The following is a 17,590-nucleotide window of genomic DNA, read 5'->3' as shown; positions in this document are numbered from 1 at the left end:
ATGTCGTTCCCGACTTAAATCTAATTCAGTGATTTGACATCTAAACCGGCGTTTAGCATGTCAATGAGCGCCTGGACATGAATTAAGGCGCACATTTTTTCTTTTACCATGCCCGCTAGCCAAGGGCGCTTACCCGCCTGTTCACGCCAGCGAACCTTGTCGATATTGAGCGTTTCCGTCCCCATTAGTTGGTTACTGGCCAGCCCCCACATGCTCTCTCCAAGCATGACAACGTATTGGTAATTATCTTTGTAACTGTCATCGCGAAGCTTATCTGCCATCACCCATTTCGCGGTATCGACGACATCAAACTGTTGCTCACGATTTGTTTGTAGCCCCAAATACCAGGCGGGCTTTCCTATTAAATGGTTAAGCTCGCTGATGCGATGAATACCACCTAACTCATCAAGCGGTACGGCAAACGTGACATCATTCACATCAAAGTAAAGCACTTGAAAATCTTCACTTCGCTTCGTGCTTTCCCAGTCAGTTGGTATTTCGGAACCTGTTTGTGTCTCGAGCTCGGTATCAACGTTCGATTCTATATTGACATCATGCTCAATCACCGATTGAGGTTCAACCAGTTCTGGCTGAGTTCCCTCAAAAACTGGCGCATCAATCACCCAGTCTTGTATCTCTTCAACTGTTTGTAACTCGGACGCCTCACTAACCGTTGGTACGTCTGGCTCAGCCGCTTTTATTTCTGCTGCAATATCAATCGTATTTTGTTCAAGAATACTATCAATATCTAACTCGGCTACAGGGTTGCTTGCTTCAAGCTGACTTAATAACCTTTGCACATCTTCCAGATTTGGGGCTTCCAATTCTGGCGGGTACGCTTCTTGAAACTGGTAAGTTTCCGGCTCCGAGTATTGAAACTGCAATTCTGGCTCTGGCTCTGGCTCTGGCTCTGGCTCTGGCTCTGGCTCTGGCTCTGGCTCTGGCTCTGGCTCTGGCTCTGGCTCTGCAGATGATATTTCTTGAGCCAGCAAGTCAAGCTCTTCCTCAAGAGTCGTTGCTTCAGCCTCATCACCCAATAGCGCATTAAAGTAGTCATCAAGCGCTTGTTCACTGGAAAGCACGTCGTTACTGCTCATCGAACGCTAACCTCTCCAGGTAAATCAGTAACTGTTTATACGCAAACACACCACGACTACCAGATGCAAAATGCGAAGCTGGCAAATGCTTTAAACTAGCATCACGGAACTTGGTATCAATCGGCACCGCAGAGGTCCATACTTGATTTGGGTAATCTTTCTTCAGTTGCATCAATGTCTGCAAAGACGCTTTGGTGCGCTTGTCATACATCGTTGGAACGATAGTCACTTTGAAACCACCCGGACGAGACTTTTGCATAATGGTTAACGTGCGCATCATGCGTTCCAAGCCTTTCATCGCCAAAAACTCGGTTTGAACGGGAATCAAAATTCGGTCACTGGCGGCCAGTGCGTTGACCATCATCACACCAAGAATTGGCGGGCAGTCAATCAACACATAATCATAGTCTTGTGAGACCGCTTGTAGAGCTCGTTTTAAGATCAGCCCCATCCCACTGCGATTCCCCATGACACGATCAAGCGTCGCAAGGGACATATGCGCGGGAATGATATCCATCCCTTCCAGTTTTGTCTCTAGGATTAACGGCCTCACCGTTTCACGAGAGAATGTCTTCAACTGGAATAAATCAAATAGGCTCGAAGTTACTGCGTCAGGATCATAACCAAGATAGGTAGTCAGTGATGCGTGAGGGTCAGTATCGACCATCAGTACGCGATGACCTTTTTGACTCAGCAAACCCGCTAATGTCACTGTTGAGGTGGTTTTACCCACGCCACCTTTCTGGTTAGCTACACTCCAAACAATCATGATGAATCCTACGCTAGGCCAACTTCCACCAACATGCGTTCTGCAATGCGGTCAAGCGGTAAATCTTCTGAAGAAATGCCTGCTTTAGCAACAGCTTGGGGCATACCATAAACAACACAACTTTCTTCATCTTGAGCCCAAATAGTTGAGCCTGCAGACTTCAACATACGAGCACCTTCACGACCGTCTGCACCCATGCCAGTCAGCACTAAAGAGAGTACTTTGTCACCGTATACTTTGGCTGCAGAACCAAAAGTCACATCCACACATGGTTTGTAGTTCATGCGGTCGCCGCCATCAATGATACGAAGACGAGCAGCCCCCGCTCGACCATCCACCATCATTTGCTTACCACCTGGAGCAAGGTATGCCACACCAGGCTGTAAGACATCGCCGTCTTGGGCTTCTTTCACTTGAATCTTACACAAGGTATTCAAACGGCTAGCAAATGCAGCAGTAAAGGTTGCTGGCATATGTTGGATCAACACGATCGGATGCGGGTAGTTCATCGGTAAACGCGTCAGAATTTTTTGCAAAGCAACCGGACCACCAGTCGACGTGCCAATTGCGGTCAGTTGATACTTCTTACCAGAGGCTCGGAACTTTGCCGCAGCCGGTCGAGCAGGAGCTGGAGTCGCTGGCGAAGCCGTTCTTGAACCTAGTGGACGAGCTGCCGCATTAGTACTCGCAGCAGCGCGAGTGATTGGTCGACGCATAAAAGCGCGCTTCGAAGCAATCTGAATCACTCGTTGCTGAAGCAGTGACACCGCTTCTTCGCGGTTACGTGCGATGTCTTCAAACTTTTTCGGTAAGAAATCCAATGCGCCCGCATCTAGCGCATCAAGCGTGGCTTTCGCCCCGTCATGAGTCAGGGACGAAAACATTAGGATTGGCGTTGGAGCCGCTGCCATGATTTCACGCACAGCGGTAATGCCATCCATCACTGGCATTTCAATATCCATCGTGATGACGTCCGGTTTAAGAGATTTGGCTTTCTCAACCGCCTCTCTGCCATTTACCGCAACGTCAATCACTTCTAGGCGCGATTCTGAGTTGATGATTTCGCTCACGCGACGTCGAAAAAAACTCGAATCATCAACGACTAGTACTTTAATCGCCATCTTATTCCTTTTAATAACGTCAGCTTTGCTTAAAGGCGTGAAGCCGCAGCATATCGCTTAAGTAAATCAGGCACATCTAGAATTAATGCAATATGGCCATCGCTAGTGATTGTTGCACCAGCCATGCCCGGAGTGCCTTGCAATAGATTATCGAGTGGCTTAATAACCACTTCTTCTTGACCAATAAGCGTATCCACAACAAAACCAACGCGCTGGTTACCGATCTGTACAATAACCACATGACCGTGACCAGTACGCTCTTCGACGTTTTGTGATTTGGATGCTAACCAGTTCTGCAAGTAAAATAGCGGGATAGATTTTTCACGCACAATGATCGTCAACTGACCATCTACCACGTTTGTGCGACTCAGATCCAAGTGGAAAATTTCGCTCACCGATGCCAGTGGCAGCGCAAACGGATGACCGCCAACACCAACCATCAGTGTTGGTAGGATCGCAAGCGTCAGTGGTACTTTGATGGTGATCTTAGTGCCTTTACCTAGCTCAGAATCGATATCGATTGAACCATTTAAGGTGTTGATCGCCGTCTTAACCACATCCATGCCAACGCCACGGCCAGAGATGTCAGAAATTTTATCTTTACTTGAGAAACCTGGCGCAAAGATAAGGTTGAAGCACTCTTTGTCTGTTAAACGGGCCGCCGCATCTTCGTCCATCATACCGCGCTTAACCGCGATACCACGCAGTTTGTTCGGGTCCATACCGCCGCCATCATCTACGATGGATAGCTCAATGTGATCCCCTTCTTGTGATGCAGACAAAATCACTTTACCTGTGCGTGATTTACCTGCTTTCGCGCGGTCGTCTGGCATTTCAATACCGTGGTCAACCGAGTTACGAACCAAGTGAATCAATGGATCGGCCAATGCTTCTACAAGGTTTTTATCGAGATCGGTTTCTTCACCGCGCATTTCCAGCACGATGTCTTTATTTAGGTTGCGCGCCAAGTCACGGACAACGCGTGGGAAACGGCCAAATACTTTCTTGATTGGCTGCATACGCGTTTTCATTACCGCGCCTTGCAGATCCGCCGTTACGACATCAAGGTTGGCGACCGCTTTGGACATTTCTTCATTGTCGCTGTTCAAACCAAGGCTTAATAGACGGTTTCGGACCAATACAAGCTCACCTACCATGTTCATGATGGTATCAAGCGTTGAGGTATCGACACGAACTGTTGCCTCGGCCTGAGGCTTTTTAACCGCTGGCGCTTTCGCCTCTTCTTTCACCGCGACGGGTTTAGATTCTGGTTTTGGTGCTGGAGCCGGAGTTGGCGCTGCTGGTGCTGGTGCTGGCTTAACCGCAGGCTCAGGTTTCGCAGGGCTTTCCTCTACGTTTGCTGATGCCGGCTTCGTTGCCATATCCAGTTCTTCTAGCGTAGGACCTTTGCCCGCACCATGTAGCTCATCGAGTAACTTTTCGAACTCTTCGTCCGTCATTAAGTCACTATCTTGATTTGCTGACGATGCAACTGGCGCAGCTGGTTCTGCCGCTTTAGGAGGTTCTACTGGTGCAGATGCTGCAGCCTCTGCCGCTGATGGACTTTTGCCAACGCCGTGAAGTTCGTCAAGTAGACGTTCAAATTCATCGTCAGTGATATCGCCACTTTCAACTGATGGCGCACTTGATTGAGGGGGCTCTGATGGCGCTGTTGGTGTCGCAGGTTCTGAAGCGCCTGGAGCTGAGCCTTTACCATGAAGTTCATCCAGCAGCTTTTCGAATTCGTCTTGGGTAATTTCATCGACAGAGCCGACACTTGACGCTGGCGCGGCAGGTTCTTCAATAACAGGCTCAGGACTGACAGGTTCAGGAGTAACCACTGGCTCTTCAACCACGGTTGCAGCGACTTCATCTTCTGATTCAGGTTTACATAGACGATGAAGTTCTTCAAGAAGGGCAGGATCCGCTGCTTCCAATGGTTCACGATCTTGAACGGCTTGGAACTGGGTATTGACCGTATCCAACGCTTTTAGCATCGTATCCATTAAGTTTTGCGTGACCGTGCGTTGGCCGTTTCGTAAAACGTCGAACACGTTCTCCGCACCATGACAAGTATCGACTAGCTCTGCCAAAGACAGGAAGCCAGCACCGCCTTTTACGGTGTGAAACCCGCGGAAAATTGCATTAAGTAAGTCTTTGTCTTCTGGGTTATTTTCCAATTCAACCAACTGCTCAGAAAGCAGTTCGAGAATTTCCCCAGCCTCAATGAGAAAGTCCTGAAGAATATCTTCGTCTAAATCGTAGCTCATACGTTACCTTTAAAATCCAAGACTGGACAACAAGTCATCGACTTCGTCCTGCGATGAAACCGCATCTTCTCTCAGTTCTGGATGAAGAATCGGGCCTTCGGCTTCGCTTGTTTGTGTATTCTTTTTATCTGCCGGTTCTGACAAAACTTGAATGTGTTCTTCAGGTTTATTTCCAGAGAATACGGTTAGGATTTCCACTAAGCGGCCTTCTACTTCATTTACCAACGTAATTACGCGGCGAATAATTTGGCCAGTTAGGTCTTGGAAGTCTTGCGCCATGAGAATTTCGGTCAATTGACCACGCAACTCAGTGCTGTCACCTTCGACTTGAACTAATAGCTCGTCGATTCGGTGACAAAGTGCTTTGAATTCGCTTAATTCGATGCGCCCGTGCATGAGTTCATTCCATTGAGGACGAACTTTCTGAAGGCAATCATGCAGGTTGTCAGCGATAGGAAGGCAGCAGTCGACTGCATCCATCGTTTTGTTGGCTGCTAGCTCTGTCTTCTCGATCACATAATTAAGACGATCCCTTGCGTTAGGGATTTCGTCTTTCGCAATTTCGGTCATGCGCTGATCGAGACTGAACTGCTTGAGTGATTCGTGAAGGTCTCGAGTTAAGGCTCCAATTTCTTGCAGCATTGGATTCTCGGCACCTTCGTAGATCGAGGCAACAAGCATATTGGCTTGGTCTTGTTCCCCGTTTTCTAGCATTTGAACGAGTGACTTCGCCTGCTCTAGTGAGATCATTCTGAATAGACCCTTTTACGTTTAGTTCTTCTTATCACTTTAAAAACGCTAAACGAGTCATTTAATAGGTATTTAATAATTGGTATGAATGACTCGAATAACAAAGAGAAAAAGAGAGAGTTATAAACGCTCGAAAATTTTATCTAATTTTTCTTTTAATGTTGCAGCAGTAAATGGCTTAACAATGTAGCCGTTTACGCCTGCTTGAGCAGCTTCAATGATCTGCTCACGCTTCGCTTCAGCCGTGATCATTAGAACTGGCAAATGCTTAAGTTCTGCATCCGCGCGGATGTGTTTAAGCAAATCGATGCCTTGCATACCTGGCATGTTCCAGTCAGTTACAACAAAATCGAAGTCACCTTTTTTCAGCATTGGTAATGCGGTTAAACCATCGTCCGCTTCTTGAGTGTTATTGAAACCCAAGTCACGAAGCAGGTTTTTAACAATACGGCGCATTGTTGAGAAATCATCAACAATAAGGATCTTCATGTTTTTATTCAAAATTGCCTCCACTGAATCGTAAAATCAGTGTTTTTAGTCATTTTGTGTCCACGCACTGAGCTTGGTGCGCAAACGTTGCATCGCTTGACTCAGTATTTGACTTACGCGAGATTCGCTTACGCCTAACACATCGCCAATTTCTTTCAAATTGAGTTCTTCATCATAATAAAGCGAAAGTACCAAAGCTTCACGCTCTGGAAGCTGTTTTATTGATTCAACCAGTGCTTTTCGAAATGATTCATCGGCAACCCCTTTGAACGGGTTACTGTCATCAGTTTCATCTGCAGGTGAAATCACATCACCAGAAACGCCTAAATCTTCAATACCGACTAATTTTGAGCAGTTGATATCGGTCAGAGCACTATGATATTGATCCAGTGTCATACCGAGATGCGTGGCTACTTCAGAATCAGTAGGATCTCGATTTAATTCGCCTTCCAGTTCCGCAATCGCTTGGTTAATCTCTCGATTATTTTTATGAACAGAACGCGGTACCCAATCGCCTTTGCGCATGTCATCTAACATTGCACCGCGAATACGGATACCTGCATAAGTTTCAAAGCTCGCACCTTTAGAACCATCATAATTCTGCTGAGCTTCGATAAGACCGATCATGCCGGCCTGAATTAAATCCTCTACCTGAACACTCGGCGGTAAACGGCCTAATAGGTGGTGAGCAATGCGCTTAACCAACACTGAGTAGCGCTCTATAAACGCTTGCTGGCTATTAAACTTGCCATGTTGGTCATAGGTTATCGCTTTATTCACCAAAAGGGTCCTCTGCGAATTCGGTACGATTTAGCAACCTTTCCACAAAAAATTCCAAGTGTCCACTTGGTGTTTTCGGTAGTGGCCACGTTAACGCTTTGTTTGCTAGTGAGCTAATAGCTAAAGCGGCAGGTGAGCGAGGGAACGCATCAACGACAATTTTTTGTCTTTTTACAGCCTGTCGTACTTTATCATCTAATGGAATACATGCTACGAGTTCAAGGCTGACATTCAAGAATCGCTCTGTGACTAGCGTCAACTTTGCAAACAATTCTCGCCCTTCTCGGTAGCTTCTGACCATATTTGCTACAACTTTAAAGCGTTGGACCTGGTGTTCTTTACTTAACAGCTTAATTAACGCATATGCATCTGTGATTGAAGTTGGTTCATCACACACAACCACAACGACATCTTGAGCTGCTCGCGAAAAACTGATTACCATGTCAGAAATGCCTGCGGCGGTATCTATCAGCAGGACATCCATTTCGTCTTCAAGACTACCAAATGCTCGAATGAGTCCAGCATGTTGAGCGTGAGAAAGCTCAGTCATGCTCTGCGTGCCAGAAGTTGCAGGGATTATCTTTATACCATAAGGCCCTTCGACAATCGCATCTTTTAGCTCACATTCACCCGCTAAGACATGTCCTAGATTACGTTTTGCACGAATTCCGAGCATCACGTCCACATTGGCCAGACCTAAATCAGCGTCGAGAACCATCACCTTCTTGCCTTGGCGAGCCATACAAATCGCCAGACCCAGTGTTACGTTTGATTTCCCCACACCACCTTTGCCGCCAGTAACAGCAATCACTTTGGTCAACGATGGTTGTGTTAAGCGACGGAGGCCGCTTGCTTGATCGTGTATCATATTCTCAGTCATAGTAGTCCGCCGCCTTAGAGTCCTTCACTGTCACTGTTCCAAAAGTGAGGTTCGTTCTCTGTCGACTTCTCTAACAGTTCATTTGCTTTCGCAAGCATATATTTTGGTTGCGCTATCACAATGTCTTCTGGCACGCGCTGGCCATTAGCGATGTAAGCCACTGGCATTGCGTTTTGAATCACTACACTGATGAATTCGCCTAGACTTAATGACTCATCAAGCTTCGTCATAATACAACCCGAAAGTGGTATGCGTCGGAAGTGATCCAGCGTTTCTTGTAGAACGCGACGTTGTGCGGTAGCTGGCAAAACAAGGTAGCTGTGAATCACTTCTCCGCTCTCTTGCATTAGAGTATCGAGCTGCTCAGAAAGCCTGACATCTCGTTGCCCCATCCCTGCCGTATCGACCAAAATCAGTCTTCTGTTTCTTAGCTGATATATAACATCGGCTAACTCGTTAGAATCTTTAGCAACTCTTACGGGACAACCCATGATTCTTCCGTAAATTGAGAGCTGCTCATGTGCACCTATGCGATATGTATCTGTTGTCACAAGGGCCACATTGTCGGCACCGTATTCCATGGCGGCACGTGCTGCGAGCTTCGCAACGGTGGTTGTTTTTCCCACCCCCGTCGGACCTAACAGTGCGACCACACCACCACGTTTTAAAATGTCCTGTTTAGGAATATTGATTTGATCCGCCACCAGCGACAACAACGCTTTCCACGCTCGCGCTGGTTTTGTATCTTCCGGGATATAGCACGCCATTTGGTCTGCTAACTCCGGAGAAACGCCCATACGCTCTAAGCGCTTAATCAGCATTGCTCTGAGCGGCTCACGACGTTCCACTTCCTGCCACATCAGGCCAGAGACTTGATGCTCTAGAAGACGACGAATTGACGTCATCTCTTCGCGCATACTCTCCAGCTCATCTGCAGACTCTTCTCGCTCATCACTTGGACGGCGGCGATCATAGCGTGTCGGATCCAGCTTCGGCGTTGGACGCTCAAATCGATTATCTTGTGCGATTAACTTCGCCAAAGGTGAATCTGGTTGATATGGCGCTGGCTTTTCTTGGTTGTAGCCGTCGCGATGCTTATTCTGGCGTTGCAATAAAGCAGAGAGCGAATCTTCATTTTCCGCTACATGATCGTCAGCATCTGCTGCACCACCACTATATTGCTTAAGCATGTTAGCGAATCGCTGCGTCATCGAGCCTGTTTTTTCGTTGTTACTGTTATTACTGTTCAGGCTAATTTTATCTTCATCTAAATGACGATCTTGATAACGATCTGCAGAAGACGATGACATTTGACGATGTTCGTTATAGCGATTCGATTGAGAAGCACCGCGATTTTGTTGTGACGCTGCGCTTGCTTGAGACGGGTTAGATTCACTATCTATCGCCGCAACAATCGCCACCCCACCAGCCACTTTCTTGTTTGACATGATCACCGCTTCCGCGCCTAACTCCTCTTTCACTTGGAGCAGCGCCGTTCTCATGTCTTTGGCAAAAAATCGCTTTATTTTCAAACTATGAATCCATTAATGATGCGTGAGATCAGTTACCCACGGCTTGCACAATTCTGATCTGTTTTTCATCCGGGATTTCTTGGTAAGACAGTACCCGGAGATTAGGTATTGTGTTCTTCACAAATTTCGCCAACGTCGAGCGTAATACACCGGAAGTAAGCAGAACGGCAGGTTCGCCTTTCAATTCTTGTTCCTGTGTCGCTTGGCTTAGTGAAGACTGCAATCGTTCAGCGAGCCCCGGTTCAATCCCCGCAGATTCGCCTCCTGATGCTTGCATAGTTTGATGCAATATTTGTTCCAGTTCAGGTATCAAAGTAATCACTGGCAGCTCAGGCTCTATACCATTGATTTCTTGAACAATTAGACGTTTCAGACTAATTCGAACTGCTGCCGTCAATATGTCAGCTTCTTGACTCTTACTTGAGTACTCAGCCAAAGTTTGAACAATCGTGCGAATATCGCGGATTGGAATGGCCTCGTTTAACAAGTTTTGTAGGACTTTCACCACCACACCTAAAGGCAACTGATCAGGAACAAAGTTCTCAACCAACTTAGGCGCGCTGCGTCCTAACATTTCTAATAAATTCTCTACTTCTTCATGACCAATCAACTGCGATGCGTTATTAGTCAATAACTGGCTCAGGTGCGTCGCTAATACTGTCGATGAGTCAACAACCGTATACCCTAGCGCCTGAGCATGCTCACGCTGATCTTCGCGAATCCATACGGCTTCCAGTCCAAATGCAGGGTCAATGGTTGGCTCGCCATCAATCATGCCATACACCTGACCTGGGTTAATCGCTAGCTCTTGATCCGGACGAATCTCAGCTTCGCCCACCGCAACCCCCATTAATGTGATTCGATAGCTGTTTGGCGTCAGTTCAAGGTTGTCACGTATGTGAACCGCAGGGATTAAGAACCCAAAATCTTGCGATAGCTTTTTACGCACACCTTTTACGCGCTCTAACAGTTCTCCACCTTGGTCTCGGTCCACTAGCGGAATCAAGCGGTAACCCACTTCTAGGCCAATAATATCGACTGGCTGGACGTCGTCCCAAGATAGTTCGCGTTGTGATGAAGGCTCTGCACCTTCGTCAGCTTTCGCTGGTAAAGCCGGTTCTTTCGCTTTCTGCTTTTGGCGTTTATCGATGAAATACGCCGCCGCGCCAGCCGCGACCGCCAGACTCAAAAACGCAAAGTGTGGCATGCCCGGTACGATGCCCATCACACCGAGAATAGCTGCGGTAATCATCAGTGCTTTTGGGTTGTCGAACATCTGGAAGACCAGCTGTTCACCCATGTCTTCATCGGTGTTTTGACGCGTCACCATCATCGCCGCTGCAATCGACAGCAATAGCGATGGAATCTGTGCAACTAGGCCGTCACCAATCGTCAGCAAAGTATAGATTTCAATTGCCTCACCGAAACCCAATCCATACTGCGCCATACCGATCGACAGACCGCCGATGATGTTGATAAACAGAATCAAAATACCGGCAATCGCGTCACCTTTTACGAACTTCGAGGCACCATCCATCGAGCCGTAGAAATCCGCTTCTTTGGTCACTTCAAAACGACGAACTCTTGCCTGTTCTTGGTCTATCAATCCAGCATTTAAGTCCGCATCAATCGCCATCTGCTTACCTGGCAACGCATCAAGGGTGAAGCGAGCACTTACCTCAGAGATACGACCCGCACCTTTGGTCACCACCATAAAGTTGATGATCATTAAGATAAGGAAAACCACTAAGCCGACCGCGTAGTTACCACCAATAACGACATTACCAAACGCTTCAATTACGTTACCTGCCGCGTTGCCGCCTTCGTGACCATGCAGTAAGACGACACGTGTCGAGGCAACGTTCAGCGCCAAACGCAACAAAGTCGCTATCAGTAGTACCGTCGGAAAAGCGGCGAAGTCCAACGGACGACGTGTGTAAACGGTCACTAACAACACCACCATCGACAACGCGATGTTAAAGGTGAAGAACATATCCAGCAAAAAGGCTGGAATAGGCAGCACCACCATCGCTAAGGTGGCCAAAACCATCACCGGCGCGCCAATAGCTGGCATTTCACGCTGAGGGATTCGTGGCAATTTATCTGCAAATGGCAGGCTTAACTTCATACTACGAGAGATCTCAATCGATTGAAGCGTCACGTTAGCTCTTACTATTAATACGCGACCGCTTTGGCCTAAAAGTTTAGGTATGGTTGATAATTAAGGCGTTTTAAGCAAGCTATGTACCATAATTAACGCCAAAATAATGACTAAACACTCAAGTAGAGCTTAATATCTGATTCAATTAGCCTTTTTAGAATTAGGCTTCTTTTAGCATTAGTGCCGGTGTTCTGGCGGGATTGGCAAATCGTAATCCTGAATTTTGGGGCGCTGACCACCTCGCTTTCGGTATTGCTTCAACTGGAATACAAATGCCAAAACCTGAGCCACCGCAGTAAACAATCCATCGGGGATCTCTTGTTCTAGCTCGGTAGTATGGTATAGCGCACGAGCAAGTGGCGGAGCAGGTACAATTGTGATGTCATGCTCTCGGGCGACTTCTCGAATCTTCATTGCCATGTGATCGGTGCCTTTAGCGATCACTACTGGCGCACGGTCTGTCTTCTGTTTATAACGAAGCGCAACCGAAAAGTGCTCTGGGTTGGTAACAATAACATCAGCCTGAGGAACGTCTGCCATCATACGACGTTGAGCCGCTTCTCTTTGCAGCATACGAATACGGCCTTTAACTTCCGGCTTACCCTCAGTCTCTTTGTATTCGTCTTTGACTTCTTGCTTGGTCATTTTTAACTGATCGGCGTGCTGCCAGATTTGAAATGGAATATCGATGGCAACCACAATCAATAGCGAGCAACTGATCAGCAAAATAAAGTTCAGCAAAATATCTAAAGCATGGAAGATGTTTTGCGGATACACATCCATACTTAATTGAATCAGATCCGCCTGCGATGCTTGGATCAAATAGATCGCGACACCAGTAACCAAAACCACTTTGAGTATTGATTTGATCAACTCTACCCAGCTTTGCATTCCCACCATCCGCTTTAAACCGCTAAGCGGATTCATTTTCGACAGCTTTGGCATAGCGGCTTGAGCAGAAAAACTGATTCCTCCCACACCCGCAGCACCAATCATGGCGGCAGTAAACAATGTCGCTAACACCAAAAATAGTGGGAACAACAAATCACTCATCGCGCCCAAAGCGATATCAAACAGTTTTGCAGTATCGAAAATCTCTTCTCGTTGAAGATCAAATAAACGGCTCATGATGGAAAACAATGAACGTGCTAACGCCTCGCCAAACCACATCAGTGAAATGGCGCCAACGATCAGTACAGATGCTGATGCAAGTTCTTTAGACCGAGCAACCTGCCCCTTTTCTCTGGCTTGTTGTAACCGTCGGGGCGTGGCTTCTTCGGTGCGTTCCTGACCGTCTGATTCTGCCAATTCTTAGCACTCCAAGCGAATGAGTCGACAAATCTGCGCCTCACCCACTGTCCAGAACATTTCATAATGACTATAAAGGCCAGCCAGTATGTACCAACACAGTAATAGACCCACCATCAACGCAAACGCAAAACCAAGCGAAAAGATATTCAGCTGTGGTGCAGCACGGGTCATTACACCAAACGACAAGTTAATGGTAAGTAGTGCAATAATGCCAGATAGAGACATACTCAGTGCCGTTTGGAACATAATACCAAGCCAGCCTGCCATTTCACGGAAATCAACCGCGTTGAGCGAGCCGGAACCAATCGGCAAGGTTTTAAAGCTGAACACGACCAGTTGCAGCATTTTCAAGTGCCCATCGGTGGCAAGGAAAAACATTGTCGTCAAAAACATGAATAGCTGACCAAGCAATGGCGTGTTCTGACCATTTGCGGGATCAACCATAGAAGCGAAACCCAAACTTGACTGCATACCCAATATTTGTCCCAACAAGACAAAGGTTTGAATCATAAATTGAGTGACCATGCCCATCGCAATACCGATGATCATTTGCTCGGCAATGGTCATAAAACCCCGAAACGAGAGCAACTCAATGTCTTGAGGCACTGCAGGGATCGCTGGCATGACTGCAAAAGTGATGGCTAACCCGAGGTAAAGGCGGATTCGTGGTGAGACAAATCGAGCCCCAGTTACCGTCATCACCATCAGCATGGAAGAGATACGAACGTAGGGCCAGAAATAGTTTGCGATCCAATCTAAGACAACGCTAGTGGGGTACTCCATAGGCGCCTCTAATAAAGCACCTGAGGTAAGCGCTCAATCAAGCCATAGAAATATTCCATCAACATTTGCGTCATCCAGTGACCAAATAGCATTAGAGCCAAAAGAGTGACTATCAAACGCGGCAAGAAGCTCAATGTTTGCTCGTTGATGGAAGTCGCAGCTTGGAAAATCGCAACAATAAGGCCGATAAGCAAACTTGGGATGATAATGGCGCAGACCATGATAAGCACCATCCAAAGTGCTTCACGGAAAAGCTCGACAAACATTTCTGGTGTCATGTCTTATCCTCTATCTGCGCTTATCTAAAGGGCAAAACTGCCCGCGAGTGTCGAAAGTATCAAGTTCCAACCATCGACCAATACGAACAGCATCAACTTGAACGGCAACGAAACAATCATTGGTGACAACATCATCATACCCATTGCCATCAGTACCGACGCTACCACGAGGTCAATAATCAAAAACGGCAAGAAGAGCATAAAGCCAATCTGGAATGCAGTTTTTAGCTCCGAGGTGATGAAAGCAGGAATCAACACCGCCATCGACACGTCTTCTGGATTCTCGACTTGCTCTCCAGACATGTTAACGAACGTCTCCAAATCTTTGATTCGAGTCTGCTTAAGCATGAACGCTTTCATTGGCGCTTGTGCAGCATCAAATGCTTCTCGAGCCGTGACTTTCTCGTTCAAATAAGGCTGAACGGCTTTATCGTTGATTTCGTTCAGGACGGGAGACATAACAAAGAAGGTCAAAAACAGCGCTATACCAATGATGACCTGATTAGACGGCGTTTGTTGCAAACCCATTGCCTGACGCAATATCGACATCACCACAACAATTCGAGTAAACGACGTCATTAAAATCACCATGGCTGGCAAGAAGCCAAGCATGGTCATTAACGCTAAAATTTGCAGTGTAACCGAGTAATCTTCACTGCCATCTGGGTTCGTGGTCATGGTAAACGCAGGGATGCCACCACCACTAGAAACGGACATAGCACGACTGGCGCCAGTATCACTTTGCATCGCCTGAACAGTGACGCTACTTCCATCGGCCAAGTTGTCAGGCAGAGCAGACTCCTCTGCCTCAGCAAACGAAAATGAAGAAAACAGCACGCCGACGAAAAGCAACAACGTGCTCAGGAGCAAACGAATCGGGTTACCCTTTGTCATGTTTTTTGATCAGTTGGCTAAATTGAGTCGCAAAAGCATTGGTCGCCAACTCTTCCTCTTTCAGTGGCTTATCTAACTTGGCTAACGTTTGGATTGATTGGCTGGTAATTCCAACCAAAAACTGCTCTTCACCCACTTGAACTACGGCGATTCTTTCTTTGGTGCCCACTGGCAACTGACTCACAATACGCAAGCCTTTTTGTTGTCCCATCGCCGGCACTTGCATACGTTTAAGTAGCCAAGCCAACAAAAGAATCACGCCGATCACAAGCACAAGCGAGCCCAGTGTCGTCGCAAGATCCAGATTATTTGGTGCGGCAGCAAATGCATAAGGAGCACTCAGCATTAAGCCCAGTGCTCCAGTGATTTGCTTCAATCGCGTTTTGATTGAGCGGCTCATCTTAACGTAGCTTCTTAATTCGTTCAGTTTGGCTGATCACATCTGTCAAACGGATACCAAACTTATCGTTCACGACCACGACTTCGCCATGCGCAATCAGTGTACCGTTGACTAATACGTCCAATGACTCGCCCGCTAGACGATCCAACTCAACAACCGAGCCTTGGTTCAATTGCAACAAGTTCCGAATGCTGATTTGTGAACGACCGACTTCCATCGAAATCGTCACCGGAATATCCATGATGGTGTCGAGTTTACGGCGCTCATCTTCGGTAATTGGGCTTGAAGTGTCTTTTAGCTCTTCCAGTGGCGCGGCCAATACTTCATCTACGTCAACAGAAGGTGCAGACGGGTCTTCGCCAAGAGCGGCTGCCCATTCATCTGCTAGCTTTTGATCGTCACTTGGTTCCATTTTTCTATCCTGTGTTAAGCCTTATTTAATGCCAAAGCATGTCTGTTCAATAAGGTATCTTAATCGTCTATATCGTCTTCATTCTCAAGCTCAGACATGATGTCTTTGCCCAAGAAAGCTAAATCTGTTTTGACTACATGGGGGCGCTCAATTTCCTCAGAAATTTGCACCGCTAATTTGTCTTCCGAACGGCCCATTTTTACGCGATAGGTCGGCAGGTCTTCTACAAACATGGTCGCATGTTCTGGCATTTCAATCGGGATGATGTCACCCGGTTGCAATTCCATGAGGTCACGCAAAGAGATGTCTTTTTCAAGCAAGTTAACGCGGAAGTTAACCGGACAATCCATAATCTCTTCACGTAATGCTGAGCTCCAACGGACGTCTGTCTCCATCTTGTCGGACTGAACACCTGCATCCAACAGTTCACGAATCGGCTCAACCATGGAGTAAGGCATAACGACATGAAAATCGCCGCCGCCACCATCGACCTCAATGTGGAAAGAACTCACGACAATCACTTCTGTCGGGCTGACAATGTTAGCCATACTTGGGTTAACTTCAGAGTCGAGATATTCGAACTCCACCCCCATCACTGGCGACCACGCTTCTTTGTAGTCTTCAAATACAATCTTCAGCAGCAGCTGAATGATGCGGCGTTCCGTTGGGGTAAATTCGCGCCCTTCGATTTTGGCATGGAATCGACCATCCCCACCAAAGAAGTTTTCTACCAGAATAAAGACTAAGCGAGCCTCCATGGTGATCAACGCTGTACCTTTTAACGGACGAAAACGCACCATGTTCAAACTGGTTGGCACGTACAATGTGTTTTGGTATTCGCCAAACTTCATCATCTGCACGCCATTGATCGACACTTCTGCCGTTTTACGCAGCATATTAAACAGACTAATACGCATGTGTCGTGCAAAGCGCTCGTTGATAAGTTCGAGCGTCGGCATTCGACCACGTACAATCCTGTCTTGCGACGAGAAATCAAAATTGACGGCACCTTCGTTGTCGTTTTCTATCGGTTCATCGACGTCATCAACATCGTCAACCCCGTGCAATAGCGCATCAATTTCGTCTTGGCTTAATAGATCGGTCACGTTTTACCTATTGAATAACAAAATCTGTAAACAGTACTTTTTCAATCACTGGCTTACCGACCGCAGCGTTTAGCGCTGCTTTGATATCTTCGGAAGCACGATCGCGCAATTCCACTCGTCCCGTTGGAGAACGCAACTGATCAACCGTCGCCGAAGCAAACGTTGATAACAAAGAGCTCTCAATCAGTGGCGAATGGTACCGCGCCAACTCTTCATTCTCTGCGCCGCGAACCATTAACTGCGCTTTAATTTGTACCAGTCTGTCGCGACGGTCCCCAGTAACGTTAAATACAAATGCCTGAGGAAGATTCACGTAGGCAATGGGCGAGGCATCAGATGCCTTCGCTTGAACCTGTTGAGACGCTTCAGCCTGAGCTGGTTCATCAGAGCCCATGAGAAAGAACGCTGCTGCACCACCGCCAAGTAGCAATACCACAACAGCGATTATGATGATAAGTAACTTACCTTTTCCTTTCGGCGCATCGGCCCCTTGTAACTGTTCTTCTGCCATTGTTGTCTCTTATTATTCTTTTAGGTTACCGAGATGCTTAAGGAAG

General features: G+C 47.1%; 18 protein-coding genes. All 18 read right to left on the bottom strand.

Translation table 11 applies throughout. The features are described from left to right. Positions 1–20: 20 nt before the first annotated feature. The 18 genes from L3V32_RS08130 to fliL all read right to left on the bottom strand — a co-directional run bounded on the left by L3V32_RS08130 (position 21) and on the right by fliL (position 17,544). Positions 21–1,097, bottom strand: a complete 1,077-nt coding sequence (locus L3V32_RS08130) for a chemotaxis protein CheW (RefSeq protein ID WP_237284094.1) — start codon at positions 1,095–1,097, stop codon at positions 21–23. After that, positions 1,087–1,866 carry a ParA family protein gene (locus L3V32_RS08125; RefSeq protein WP_006741712.1) on the bottom strand — a complete coding sequence of 260 codons (780 nt, stop codon included), beginning with the start codon at positions 1,864–1,866 and terminating at the stop codon, positions 1,087–1,089. Before L3V32_RS08125 ends, L3V32_RS08130 begins: the two co-directional genes overlap by 11 nt. 8 nt (positions 1,867–1,874) lie before the next feature. Then, a complete protein-coding gene (locus tag L3V32_RS08120; RefSeq protein ID WP_109169796.1) occupies positions 1,875–2,987 on the bottom strand; it encodes a chemotaxis response regulator protein-glutamate methylesterase in 1,113 nt (370 codons plus the stop codon). A gap of 29 nt (positions 2,988–3,016) precedes the next feature. Next, the gene (locus L3V32_RS08115) at positions 3,017–5,257 is read right to left on the bottom strand and encodes a chemotaxis protein CheA (protein ID WP_237284093.1); all 2,241 of its coding nucleotides are present in this window, start codon (positions 5,255–5,257) and stop codon (positions 3,017–3,019) included. 9 nt (positions 5,258–5,266) lie between these two features. Further along, the gene (locus L3V32_RS08110; RefSeq protein WP_006741709.1) at positions 5,267–6,007 is read right to left on the bottom strand and encodes a protein phosphatase CheZ; all 741 of its coding nucleotides are present in this window, start codon (positions 6,005–6,007) and stop codon (positions 5,267–5,269) included. A gap of 120 nt (positions 6,008–6,127) precedes the next feature. Next, a complete protein-coding gene (gene cheY / locus L3V32_RS08105) occupies positions 6,128–6,496 on the bottom strand; it encodes a chemotaxis response regulator CheY (RefSeq protein ID WP_017635949.1) in 369 nt (122 codons plus the stop codon). A gap of 45 nt (positions 6,497–6,541) precedes the next feature. Further along, the gene (locus L3V32_RS08100; protein WP_237284092.1) at positions 6,542–7,276 is read right to left on the bottom strand and encodes an RNA polymerase sigma factor FliA; all 735 of its coding nucleotides are present in this window, start codon (positions 7,274–7,276) and stop codon (positions 6,542–6,544) included. Next, positions 7,269–8,156, bottom strand: coding sequence for a MinD/ParA family protein (locus L3V32_RS08095; RefSeq protein WP_005380498.1), 888 nt, complete (start codon positions 8,154–8,156; stop codon positions 7,269–7,271). The genes L3V32_RS08100 and L3V32_RS08095 overlap by 8 nt, the downstream gene beginning before the upstream one ends. Before the next feature lie 14 nt (positions 8,157–8,170). Then, entirely contained in the window at positions 8,171–9,688 is a 1,518-nt protein-coding gene (flhF, locus tag L3V32_RS08090) for a flagellar biosynthesis protein FlhF (RefSeq protein WP_012841533.1), read from the bottom strand. Positions 9,689–9,716: 28 nt separating this feature from the next. Further along, entirely contained in the window at positions 9,717–11,816 is a 2,100-nt protein-coding gene (gene flhA / locus L3V32_RS08085; protein WP_041853026.1) for a flagellar biosynthesis protein FlhA, read from the bottom strand. Positions 11,817–12,026: 210 nt separating this feature from the next. Then, positions 12,027–13,157 carry a flagellar biosynthesis protein FlhB gene (gene flhB / locus L3V32_RS08080; RefSeq protein ID WP_005380490.1) on the bottom strand — a complete coding sequence of 377 codons (1,131 nt, stop codon included), beginning with the start codon at positions 13,155–13,157 and terminating at the stop codon, positions 12,027–12,029. Positions 13,158–13,160: 3 nt separating this feature from the next. Beyond that, a complete protein-coding gene (gene fliR / locus L3V32_RS08075) occupies positions 13,161–13,943 on the bottom strand; it encodes a flagellar biosynthetic protein FliR (protein WP_005384463.1) in 783 nt (260 codons plus the stop codon). 8 nt (positions 13,944–13,951) lie between these two features. Next, the gene (fliQ, locus tag L3V32_RS08070) at positions 13,952–14,221 is read right to left on the bottom strand and encodes a flagellar biosynthesis protein FliQ (protein WP_012841532.1); all 270 of its coding nucleotides are present in this window, start codon (positions 14,219–14,221) and stop codon (positions 13,952–13,954) included. Between the two features lie 24 nt (positions 14,222–14,245). Continuing rightward, positions 14,246–15,115 carry a flagellar type III secretion system pore protein FliP gene (gene fliP, locus L3V32_RS08065; protein ID WP_237284091.1) on the bottom strand — a complete coding sequence of 290 codons (870 nt, stop codon included), beginning with the start codon at positions 15,113–15,115 and terminating at the stop codon, positions 14,246–14,248. Beyond that, positions 15,102–15,515 (bottom strand): flagellar biosynthetic protein FliO, encoded by a 414-nt coding sequence (gene fliO, locus L3V32_RS08060; RefSeq protein WP_237284090.1) that lies wholly within the window; start codon positions 15,513–15,515, stop codon positions 15,102–15,104. Before fliO ends, fliP begins: the two co-directional genes overlap by 14 nt. A gap of 1 nt (position 15,516) precedes the next feature. Then, on the bottom strand, positions 15,517–15,927 hold the full coding sequence (gene fliN / locus L3V32_RS08055; protein WP_012841530.1) for a flagellar motor switch protein FliN: 411 nt from the start codon (positions 15,925–15,927) through the stop codon (positions 15,517–15,519). A 59-nt stretch (positions 15,928–15,986) separates the two neighbouring features. Beyond that, entirely contained in the window at positions 15,987–17,033 is a 1,047-nt protein-coding gene (fliM, locus tag L3V32_RS08050; protein WP_006741703.1) for a flagellar motor switch protein FliM, read from the bottom strand. A 7-nt stretch (positions 17,034–17,040) separates the two neighbouring features. Beyond that, entirely contained in the window at positions 17,041–17,544 is a 504-nt protein-coding gene (gene fliL, locus L3V32_RS08045) for a flagellar basal body-associated protein FliL (RefSeq protein WP_012841529.1), read from the bottom strand. Between the last annotated feature and the right edge of the window lie 46 nt (positions 17,545–17,590).

The organism is Vibrio sp. J2-4 (assembly GCF_021728155.1).
Lineage (GTDB): Bacteria > Pseudomonadota > Gammaproteobacteria > Enterobacterales > Vibrionaceae > Vibrio > Vibrio diabolicus.
The sequence above is the reverse complement of the archived record's forward strand: the minus strand, read 5'-3'. Positions and strand labels throughout refer to the sequence as shown.

Bases quoted from the DNA above. Each gene is read 5' to 3' on its own strand.
- L3V32_RS08130 (WP_237284094.1), bottom strand. From the start codon at position 1,097: ATGAGCAGTAACGACGTGCTTTCCAGTGAACAAGCGCTTGATGACTAC.
- L3V32_RS08125 (WP_006741712.1), bottom strand. From the start codon at position 1,866: ATGATTGTTTGGAGTGTAGCTAACCAGAAAGGTGGCGTGGGTAAAACC.
- L3V32_RS08120 (WP_109169796.1), bottom strand. From the start codon at position 2,987: ATGGCGATTAAAGTACTAGTCGTTGATGATTCGAGTTTTTTTCGACGT.
- L3V32_RS08115 (WP_237284093.1), bottom strand. From the start codon at position 5,257: ATGAGCTACGATTTAGACGAAGATATTCTTCAGGACTTTCTCATTGAG.
- L3V32_RS08110 (WP_006741709.1), bottom strand. From the start codon at position 6,007: ATGATCTCACTAGAGCAGGCGAAGTCACTCGTTCAAATGCTAGAAAAC.
- cheY (WP_017635949.1), bottom strand. From the start codon at position 6,496: ATGAAGATCCTTATTGTTGATGATTTCTCAACAATGCGCCGTATTGTT.
- L3V32_RS08095 (WP_005380498.1), bottom strand. From the start codon at position 8,156: ATGACTGAGAATATGATACACGATCAAGCAAGCGGCCTCCGTCGCTTA.
- flhA (WP_041853026.1), bottom strand. From the start codon at position 11,816: ATGAAGTTAAGCCTGCCATTTGCAGATAAATTGCCACGAATCCCTCAG.
- fliR (WP_005384463.1), bottom strand. From the start codon at position 13,943: ATGGAGTACCCCACTAGCGTTGTCTTAGATTGGATCGCAAACTATTTC.
- fliQ (WP_012841532.1), bottom strand. From the start codon at position 14,221: ATGACACCAGAAATGTTTGTCGAGCTTTTCCGTGAAGCACTTTGGATG.
- fliP (WP_237284091.1), bottom strand. From the start codon at position 15,115: ATGACAAAGGGTAACCCGATTCGTTTGCTCCTGAGCACGTTGTTGCTT.
- fliO (WP_237284090.1), bottom strand. From the start codon at position 15,515: ATGAGCCGCTCAATCAAAACGCGATTGAAGCAAATCACTGGAGCACTG.
- fliN (WP_012841530.1), bottom strand. From the start codon at position 15,927: ATGGAACCAAGTGACGATCAAAAGCTAGCAGATGAATGGGCAGCCGCT.
- fliL (WP_012841529.1), bottom strand. From the start codon at position 17,544: ATGGCAGAAGAACAGTTACAAGGGGCCGATGCGCCGAAAGGAAAAGGT.